Here is a 9614-nt window from a genome sequence, read left to right as displayed (position 1 = left end):
AAAAAACCCATCTCAAGCTTACTTGAAATGGGCTTAATTGCAAAATACTAATGTTGAGTTTAATTCTGGTATCACGTGTTTATGAAAACTCGCGGCGCAAATCGAACGTAGACTCCTCACCTAGTCTGTCATAGTTTTCGTCTAAAAAGGCTTTCGCTGAAGCGCGGCCAATATCACGTAGATGCGTCAAAAACGCCCACTCAGAGTTTATCTTACTAGATGCTGACAGCGGATTGATCTGTTCTGTCGCTTCAATACGGTGTACTAGAACCTCAGTGTAGCGTGTTCTATCAAGCTTGTTCTCACGCAATTGACGACTAACAAAATCAATGGCGCGCAGTTCTCTAAGTAATGATGAGTTAAAGGTAATCTCATTAATACGGTTTTGTATTTCGATCGCGCTTTTGGGTGTCTCGTTGCGCTCAATCGGATTGATCTGCACGATCATAATATCTTTGGACTTAGTCGTATGAAACAGAGGATACAAAGGCGGGTTACCCACATACCCGCCATCCCAATACGGTACGCCATCAATTTCAACCGCTTGAAAGTAAGAAGGCAAACATGCCGAAGCCAGGAGCATATCTGCGGTCAACTCGTCACGATCAAACACTCTTATTTTGCCCGTATGGACGTTGGTTGCCGCTACAAATAGCTTTAGCATGCTACACGATCTGACTTTATCAAAATCGACAGTGGATTCAATCAGATCACGTAGCGGATTGATATTCAAAGGATTGGTATTATAAGGCGAGGCTACGCGGCTAAATAAGTCCATCATAAGATAAGCGGGCGAGTCATCCATCGCCCAGCTCCCTGTCAGAATACTCAAAGGACTACGCTTGATAGGACTAAGCGCGCCCATGTAGGCCACTCGACTCCAAAACTTCTCAAGCGATTCGCGCGCGCCATCTGGGCCGCCCTCCATGTAGCCCTGCGCCAGTACCGCCGCATTCATCGCGCCAGCACTGGTACCTGTGATGCCCTCGATACTGACGCGGCCATCTTCCATAAAGTGATCCAAAACGCCCCAAGTAAAAGCGCCATGCGAGCCGCCACCTTGTAGTGCTAGGTTAATCGATTTTTTAGTCATAAACGCGTTACTCTTATCATTGCTATGAGTTTACATATTAAAAGTTGAGTCTGCCTTATAAAGCCAGACAAATTTCTGATATAAGACGATTGTAAATTGGCATCAAGCCGGCTTATAGCTATCACGTAAGCTGACAATCTGATTAAATACTGGCGTATCGGTACTGTGCTCTTGGCTATCTGAGATAAAGTAGCCTTCGCGCTCAAACTGAAAGCGCGTGCCTGCATCCGCTTCAACTAACGAAGGTTCGACGACTGCGTTGAGTACGGTTAATGAATTGGGGTTCAGTGCTTCGTGGACATCGCTGACGCTACTTGGGTCTTCGACACTAAATAGCGACTCATAAAGTCGTACTGTGGCAGGAATACCTTGGCTCGCCGATACCCAATGAATGACGCCTTTGACCTTGCGGCCTTCAGGATTTTGTCCCAAAGTGGTCGGATCTATGGTAGCTTTTAGCTCAACAACGTTGCCGCTATCATCGGTGATATGCTCTGTGACTGCGAGTACATAAGTATTACGCAGGCGTATCTCAGGCTTTTCTGGCGACAGACGCTTATAACCTGCTGGCGGCTCTATCTCGTAATCGCCTTGATCAATGTACAGCTCCTTAGTAAAAGGAATCTCGCGCTCGCCCATATCGACATTAGGGTGCTTGGGCTGAGTCAGCCACAAAGTTTGCGCGTCTGCGTCCCAGCGGGCGTTGACGCTATCGGCTTTTAAATCTTGCCACTGACTAACCGCGTCGCTAAAGTTCGTAATGATTACTTTTAGCGGTTTGAGTACTGCCATACCGCGTGCTGTCGTATCATCTAAGGACTGGCGAATGCTAAATTCAAGCAGGCGCATATCGGTTACGCCATCTGCCTTTGATACACCAACACGATCACAAAAGTCGCGCAAGCCCTCAGGCGTATAACCACGGCGGCGCATACCTGCGACCGTTGGCATACGCGGATCATCCCAACCGTCAACAATACCCTCGTCTACGAGCTGCTTGAGCTTACGCTTACTGGTCAACGTATGATCGACGTTTAAGCGACTAAACTCATACTGATGCGGCGGCGTCTCAAAGCCAATCTTTGCCACAACCCAATCATAAAACGGACGATGATCTTCAAATTCAAGCGTGCATAACGAATGCGTGATGCCTTCTAATGCATCGGATAAGGGATGGGCAAAATCATACATCGGATAGATGCACCATTTATCACCCGTCTGATGATGCTCTTGATGCATGACGCGGTAGAGTATCGGATCGCGCATATTCATATTAGCATCAGACATGTCTATCTTGGCACGTAGTACGGCCTCGCCATCGGCAAACTTACCGTCTCTCATATCAGCAAAGCGCTTGAGATTGTCCTCGACACTAGCATCGCGCTGCGGTGACGGTGTGCCAGCCTCATTAAATGAGCCACGATTCTCTTTGATTTGTTCAGGGGTTTGCAAATCAACATAAGCATCGCCTTGCTCTATCAGTTGCACCGCCCATGTATAGAGCTGATCGAAGTAGCTAGACGCGTGTAGTGCCTGCCCTGCCCATTCAAAACCGAGCCATTTCACATCGTTTTTGATATTGTCGATGTAGTCCTGCTTTTCAGCAGTTGGGTTGGTGTCGTCATAGCGCAGATGACAGATACCATCGAACTCTTTTGCTACGCCAAAGTTAAGGCAAATGGATTTAACGTGCCCTAAATGCAAGTAACCATTAGGCTCAGGCGGAAAACGAGTAACGATTTTCTCGTATTTTTGTGCTTTTACATCTTGGCGAATAATATTGCGGATAAAATCGTTTTTTGGCTCGTTAGGTTTTGTATGCTCAGTCATTAATTTGTGCTCCTAAGCCTTTTACGGTAGGCTCTAATTTTATATAAAAAATAAATTAGCGTTATTCTATCAGCTTTTGCAAACTCATTAACAGCCAGATACATGACATGACATGAAAAAGCCGTTAGACTAGCCTCTAAATTAGGATTGCCTTTTAGAGACACAAGGAAGATCTATGCACGCTATCAAATCATTTGGGTTTGCCAGCTTATTTGCCCCTTTATTTATATTAGGTTGCGTTAGTAGCACCAATAGCGCTAGTACGACCACTACAGACAGTCAGCCCGATCCATTAACCAACGCAAACAATCAGGAGATAACCATGAGCAACATGCCAGTCGTAGAGTTAGAGACCTCAATGGGTAACATCACTATTGAACTCAATGAAGAAAAAGCACCAAAAACAGTAGAGAACTTCTTAAATTATGTCAATTCTGGGCATTATGAAGGAACAATCTTTCATCGCGTCATCGACGGCTTTATGATTCAAGGCGGCGGTATGGACGCCCAAATGAATGAGAAAAAGACCAATGCGCCAGTAGAGAATGAAGCGGATAATGGTCTAAAAAATGATAAAGGATCAATCGCTATGGCGCGTACGCAAGACCCGCATTCAGCGACCAGCCAATTCTTTATCAATGTAAAAGACAATGACTTTTTGAACCATAGCGGTAAAAACGCGCAGGGTTGGGGTTATACTGTCTTTGGTAAAGTTACCAGTGGTATGGATGTCATCGAAAAACTGCGCGGCGTTCCGACTGGTCGTTTCGGTATGCATGCCGATGTGCCAAAAGAGGCGGTCGTTATCAACTCTGCTAAAGTCGTTTCTGAGTAGTTTTTGCTCGGCTATTTACCCCTTAGTTGTAAATAGCCTATAAGATAAAAGAGGTTATGATAGATGCAAAGCTTTGATCACTTACTCACCACTCGCCCGCATGATATACGGCAAGTACTGATTAGCGATTTGCATTTATCGCTTGATGAGCCTGCCCTTGTGCAGGCTTTTTTAGCGCTATTAAATGACTGCTTAGCGCTGCCAAATCTTAAACGGCTGTTTATATTAGGCGACTGGTTTGAGGTCTGGCTCGGTGATGATATGTATCTGTCACTAGAGGATGAGGCACGCACAAGCCACTGGCTAACCCCTTTAATCAATAGGCTAAAACAGCTACGTGTGCAAGGCTGCGAGATCTTGGTCATGCATGGCAATCGAGATTTTCTGCTTGATCGAGGATTTCTCAATCTATTTGGCGGTGAGCTAATTGCTGAACCTTATCCATTGACGATTGGTGAGCAAGATTTTCGCCTAGAGCACGGTGATGCGCTATGTACAGATGATAAAAAATATCAGCTGTTTCGTAAAGCGATTCGCAGTCCACTGGCCAAATGGTATCTGCTCAATAAATCATTAGAGAAGCGCCTCGCCATCGCCGACAACATACGCACTAAAAGTAAGCAAAATAATAGTAAAAAGGCGGCCTACATTATGGACGTCAATGAGCAGTCCGTCGCACAGGCGGTTAATAACGATGATGCCTTATTGCATGGGCATACGCATCGCCCAGATATTCATCAAACGACTAATAACAAAATACGTTATGTGTTAGGTGATTGGCGACTGATCGATACAGAGTCAAGACAGCCAAAAGTGAGCGCGGTGATTGGCGCGGTAGTGGCAGACGAGCATTTAGATGAAGCAGAATTTGCACTGGTTGAGTTTCAGTATTTAGTGAGATGATTTATTTAGTGTAGATTGTAGGGTGCATTTCACGCACCATCCAGACCTTAATTATCTTCAATTAGTGCGTAAGGCGCAACCTACAACTCCGACAAAAACCTTAATCCATCAATTTAAAAAAGTGCTGGCGATAGTGCTTAAGCTCGCGAATTGAGTCGCGGATATCATCTAAAGCTAAATGACTACCGCCCTTTTCAAAGTTTTTTAGGATATCAGGACGCCAGCGAAAGCACAGCTCTTTGATCGAGGACACGTCTAAATTACGATAATGAAAAAAGCGCTCAAGCTCAGGCATCTGCCGCGCCATAAAACGTCTGTCTTGGCAAATCGAGTTGCCACACATCGGCGACTTACCACTATCGACCCATTTATTCAAAAACTTAATGGTTTCCTCTTCGGCTTCAGCTAGTGTCACTTTACTACGACGCACGCGATCGACCAGACCTGACTGACCATGCTGCTTGGTGTTCCAGTCATCCATCTTGTTCAAGATTTGGTCAGAGACTTTAATCGCAAAAACAGGCCCTTCGGCTAATACGTTCAAATCCTCATCCGTCACCACTGTCGCAATCTCGATGATCTCATCGTTCAAGGTATCAAGCCCTGTCATCTCAAGGTCAATCCAGACCAAACCCTTCTTACCTTGGTTTTTGATTTTGATCTTGTTGGGATGGTCATCGGTACTCATAAGCGATCCTATTAGTAGTATGCACAGTGATGATGTACAAGTGGTTTGCAGGCTTTACAAAACCTCTGTCAAGCTTAGGCTGTATGTTATCAAATTTTCACGCTACACTGAGACATATTTTTATCGCAATTAAAACAACACAGGCAGTACTTATGGCATTGATACGGCAGCGCAAACTCACTAAACAGCAGATTCGTCGTATAGACAAACAACAACTTGCCAGCCAAGACAGCATCGATGATAGCTTGATGGATGGCGTGGTGATGGCGCACTTTGGTAAGCAATTGGAGGTACAAGTCACAAGCTTACCTGCTGTGATACCTAAGCAGCCTGAGTTTGCCCCTGATGACCCTGAGCCGTTTTGGCAGGAGTTGGCCTTGGGTGATGTCTGGCGCTGTCATGTGCGTACCAACTTGCCGATGCTGGCTGCAGGTGACCAAGTGCGCTGGACGGCGGACTCCAACACAGGTTTTGGCCGTATTGAGTCAGTAAAACCGCGCACCTCGATGATATCTCGCCCCGATCGCTACCATAAGCTCAAACCGGTTGCCGCCAATATCGATATCTTAGCGATTGTCTTTGCGCCGCTACCTGCTGCCGCGCCTACCTTGATCGATCGCTATCTTGTGGTTTGTCATCATGCAGGCGTACAACCTCTGCTGGTACTCAATAAAGCGGATCTATTAGAGGGCGAGTCTACTGTCAATACGCGTGAACTATTAACGCAATATGCAGCGCTTGGTTATGATAGTGTCTTGACCTCAGTGGATTGTCCAGAGAATGTATTACAGACGGGTGAACAACAAGGACTTGGCGAGCTCAAACGCTATATCGATAACAAGCTGGTGATATTTGCCGGTCAGTCTGGCGTCGGTAAGAGCAGTCTGATTAATGCGCTGCTGCCAGAGTCGGCGCAAAGCGTTAACATCATCTCAGAGAACTCACAGCTTGGGCAGCATACGACAACGACTAGCCGTTTGCTACCCTTCAATCCAGCTGATCTAACTCAAGGTGGCATCGTCGATACCCCAGGTATTCGTGAATATGGTATCTGGCATCTGACTCCAGATGACATCATCTCAGGATTCGTTGAGCTTGCACCGCTATCAGGCTACTGTCAGTTCCGAGACTGTCGCCATACTCATAACTCCAAAGGCTGCGCGCTATGGCAGGCAGTCGCTGATGGCGAGGTTCTTCAGCGCCGCGTTGAGAACTTGGTGACCCTTACCGATGAGGCAGATACCAAGCCTTATTAAGACAGACGCATTGAGTAGTTTTCATACGTTTACTATAGACAACCTAGTCGGTATAATAGCGCCTTGTTCATTTTTATCAGGCCAACTGATAGAACACTTATATTTTGGAGGTCTAGTTTGGATCGTGCACTTGAATTTATGGGTAACCACCCGTTCTTATTCGGTATTTTAGCCGTACTTGCTATCTTGTTTTTTACTATTGAGAGCAAGCGTAGCGGCAAAAAGATATCTCCAAACACTCTCGGTATGATGGTCAATTCGCAAAACGCGCAGCTGATTGATATTCGACCTGCCAAAAAATATACGACAGGCTATATCCAAGGCAGTCGTAATATTCCATTCACTCAGCTCAAAGATCGCTTGGATGAGATACGGGCTATCGAAGATCCAGTAATTATCATCTGTGACATCGGTGTACAAGCAGGCGCGGCGATACAAATGATTGGCAAAGACAACGTCTATCGTCTAGAGGGCGGTATTGGCGGCTGGCAAGGCGCTGGTATGCCACTCGTTGGCCTAAAAGACACGCAGAATAAAAAGGGCAAATCTAAGCCAAAACTGAGTAAATAAGCAGTAGCGATTTAGATATTCAAACCAGACATCATAACTATATGGTGTCTTTTTTTATGCTTTGTTTCTCACTTTAGTGATAAAAGCAAAACACTCTGAATGCTTAAAACTTGATTTTAATAGGCCAAGCCCCATTCTATAGATGACAATAATTAAAGTTATCATTGCCATTAACTCATTGGCAATTGATAATATGGCTGTCTATACTGTCTATTATACGATTCACTTTATTATTATACGATTCACTACTGTAGCGTCTACTAATGATAACGTTGCATCCCTACTCCAATAACTATTAAGGAAGAACTATTATGAGCGTACCTGTTAAAGTATATACCACTCCTATTTGCCCATATTGCACTAACGCCAAAAAACTATTAGAGTCCAAAGGCGTAAGCTTTGAAGAGATTGGCATGCACGACATCAGCAGTGATGAGCGCCGCGCTTTGATGCAAAAAACCAATAACTACCGCACAGTGCCGCAGATCTTTATCGGTGATACTTTTGTTGGCGGGTTTAATGAGCTCAATCAGTTTAATCAGCAAGGCAAGCTCGATGAGCTACTAGCGGGTTAATCTGCTATATTACCTTTTTTACTTACTAAATCTTGTGACCTATTAAATAGTCGTTTGGCCTTATCGTCATATTGGCTATATTTTGTTTAAATTTATAAGGAATTATCATGGCTGAAGAACAAGCACAACCGCAATTGGCACTAGAGCGCATTTATGTTAAGGACATGTCACTTGAAGTCCCAGGCGCAGGCGTATTTACCAAAGAGTGGAATCCTGAGCTTGATATCAACTTATCAAGCAATGCTGAAAAACTTGATGATGATCATTATCAAGTGATTCTGACGGTGAGTGTCAATGCAAAGAATGCTGAAGAGCCGGCCTTTATCGCTGAAGTTCACCAAGCCGGTATCTTTTTATTAAAGAACATCCCTGAAGATCAAATCGGTCAAATCCTAGGTGCATATTGCCCTAACGTTTTGTTCCCTTATGCTCGTGAAGTCATCAGTGATATCGTCACTCGTGGTAGCTTCCCGCAGTTATTGCTTGCGCCAGTCAACTTTGACCAAGCCTACGCGCAAAGCCAACAGCAAGCACAAGTAGACGCGCAAGGTAATGCTTAAGCTCTTGTATTAAAAGCTAAGCATTAAGTGAGTAAAAAAACCGCCCTCTTTTTTAGTTGGCGGTTTTTTTGGTTTTAAAATACAAAAAACCTCGACCATAGCAGTCGAGGTTTTTATAACTATAAATAAAATTAGCCTTAAATAAAACTAGCCTTTTAGCGCTGACAAAATTTGTGCCTTAACGTCTTCGATAGGCTGCGTACCATCGAACTTATCATAGTTAGGTGCACTGCTACCTTCTTTGGCTTTTTCTTGATAAAAACCTACTAGCGTTGAGGTCTGCTCATGATAAGTCGCTAGGCGATCACGAATCGTCGACTCTTTGTCATCTTTACGCTGGATCAAAGGCTCGCCTGTGACATCATCGATACCTTCAACCTTTGGCGGATTGTGATCGATATGATAAACGCGGCCTGATCCTGCATGCTGGCGACGACCCGATAGACGCTTGACGATCTCATCATCAGGGACGCTAATCTCGATAACATGGTCGATATCGACGTTAGCTGCAGCTAGTGCCTGCGCTTGCGGAATGGTACGCGGGAAGCCGTCTAAAATACAGCCATTAGCACAATCAGGTTTAGCGATGCGCTCTTTGACCAAATTAATAATGAGATCATCTGATACCAGACCACCTGCGTTCATCACGCCTTCAGCTTGTTTGCCAAGCTCGCTACCTTCTTTGATCGCCGCACGTAGCATGTCGCCCGTCGAGATTTGCGGGATATCATACTCTTTTGAGATTAACTGGGCTTGGGTGCCTTTACCAGCGCCTGGTGGACCTAGCAAAATAATACGCATCATGTAGCGACTCTCCTTAAAAGGGTTTTGGGATAAGGTTTTATAACAAATTGTAATCAGGGATTGGTTGATTGCAAGCTCACCTTACCTTGTGGCTTTGCAAAGCTCAAGTTTTTTCATAACTTAGACATCAATTGTCATGACTTCACTGTTCAAATAATACTATTGCGCGCCATTATGGCGCTAGGTAGTTTGTCTTAAAGTAGTTTCTCAGCTCATTAAAATCATTAGGGTACTTGCTGATTGATCGCAACATTGACTTGATTTTGCTCGCTGCTAATAACGACAGGATTGCCCGATAAGTCGCCAGACTCTGCAATAGCATTACCGCTATGACTAATACGTGCCACGACTGCCAGCTGTACTTTATCTGCGCGTGCTTGTGCTAGCGTACGCTCAGGCATCATCGCATCCAGATCACTAAGACTGATACTCGCCTCGCCCTGCTTAATCACACTAATAGGCAAGCGCTTAGCAGCAAACGGTGGTCCGCCGTTGACATC

The 9614-nt window shown here is 45.0% G+C and carries 11 protein-coding genes; 6 read left to right on the top strand and 5 right to left on the bottom strand.

From position 1 onward, the window contains the following. Nucleotides 1-79: 79 nt before the first annotated feature. Both ACTXGO_RS06680 and ACTXGO_RS06675 read right to left on the bottom strand, forming a co-directional pair. Nucleotides 80-1093, bottom strand: a complete 1014-nt coding sequence (locus ACTXGO_RS06680) for a patatin-like phospholipase family protein (protein WP_443573779.1) — start codon at nt 1091-1093, stop codon at nt 80-82. 102 nt (nt 1094-1195) lie between these two features. Then, nucleotides 1196-2923: a glutamine--tRNA ligase/YqeY domain fusion protein gene (locus tag ACTXGO_RS06675; protein ID WP_443573777.1), complete on the bottom strand. Its 1728-nt coding sequence runs from the start codon at nt 2921-2923 to the stop codon at nt 1196-1198. Between the two features lie 322 nt (nt 2924-3245). On the opposite strand from ACTXGO_RS06675, the gene ACTXGO_RS06670 reads away from it, so the two are divergent. Then, nucleotides 3246-3758 (top strand): peptidylprolyl isomerase, encoded by a 513-nt coding sequence (locus tag ACTXGO_RS06670; RefSeq protein WP_435951020.1) that lies wholly within the window; start codon nt 3246-3248, stop codon nt 3756-3758. Between the two features lie 63 nt (nt 3759-3821). Next, nucleotides 3822-4661, top strand: coding sequence for a UDP-2,3-diacylglucosamine diphosphatase (locus tag ACTXGO_RS06665; protein ID WP_435950511.1), 840 nt, complete (start codon nt 3822-3824; stop codon nt 4659-4661). Nucleotides 4662-4761: 100 nt separating this feature from the next. Here ACTXGO_RS06665 and orn read toward each other — a convergent pair whose 3' ends face one another. Then, entirely contained in the window at nt 4762-5349 is a 588-nt protein-coding gene (gene orn, locus ACTXGO_RS06660) for an oligoribonuclease (RefSeq protein WP_317199901.1), read from the bottom strand. Nucleotides 5350-5501: 152 nt separating this feature from the next. On the opposite strand from orn, the gene rsgA reads away from it, so the two are divergent. The 4 genes from rsgA to secB all read left to right on the top strand — a co-directional run bounded on the left by rsgA (nt 5502) and on the right by secB (nt 8310). Continuing rightward, nucleotides 5502-6605 carry a ribosome small subunit-dependent GTPase A gene (gene rsgA, locus ACTXGO_RS06655; protein ID WP_435950509.1) on the top strand — a complete coding sequence of 368 codons (1104 nt, stop codon included), beginning with the start codon at nt 5502-5504 and terminating at the stop codon, nt 6603-6605. A 117-nt stretch (nt 6606-6722) separates the two neighbouring features. Next, nucleotides 6723-7175, top strand: a complete 453-nt coding sequence (locus ACTXGO_RS06650) for a rhodanese-like domain-containing protein (protein WP_317199899.1) — start codon at nt 6723-6725, stop codon at nt 7173-7175. 311 nt (nt 7176-7486) lie between these two features. Then, nucleotides 7487-7750, top strand: coding sequence for a glutaredoxin 3 (grxC, locus tag ACTXGO_RS06645; RefSeq protein ID WP_317199898.1), 264 nt, complete (start codon nt 7487-7489; stop codon nt 7748-7750). Between the two features lie 107 nt (nt 7751-7857). Beyond that, a complete protein-coding gene (secB, locus tag ACTXGO_RS06640) occupies nt 7858-8310 on the top strand; it encodes a protein-export chaperone SecB (protein ID WP_317199897.1) in 453 nt (150 codons plus the stop codon). Nucleotides 8311-8457: 147 nt separating this feature from the next. On the opposite strand, the gene adk is transcribed toward secB, so the two are convergent. Together adk and ACTXGO_RS06630 are read right to left on the bottom strand one after the other, a co-directional pair. Beyond that, on the bottom strand, nt 8458-9114 hold the full coding sequence (adk, locus tag ACTXGO_RS06635) for an adenylate kinase (RefSeq protein ID WP_435950508.1): 657 nt from the start codon (nt 9112-9114) through the stop codon (nt 8458-8460). 224 nt (nt 9115-9338) lie between these two features. Continuing rightward, nucleotides 9339-9614: c-type cytochrome biogenesis protein CcmI/CycH (locus ACTXGO_RS06630; RefSeq protein ID WP_443573775.1), on the bottom strand; the 276-nt coding region annotated here is incomplete at its 5' end.

Source organism: Psychrobacter sp. T6-1 (assembly GCF_052258445.1).
Note: the sequence above shows the minus strand (reverse complement) of the source record. Positions and strands in the feature narration are given on the sequence as shown.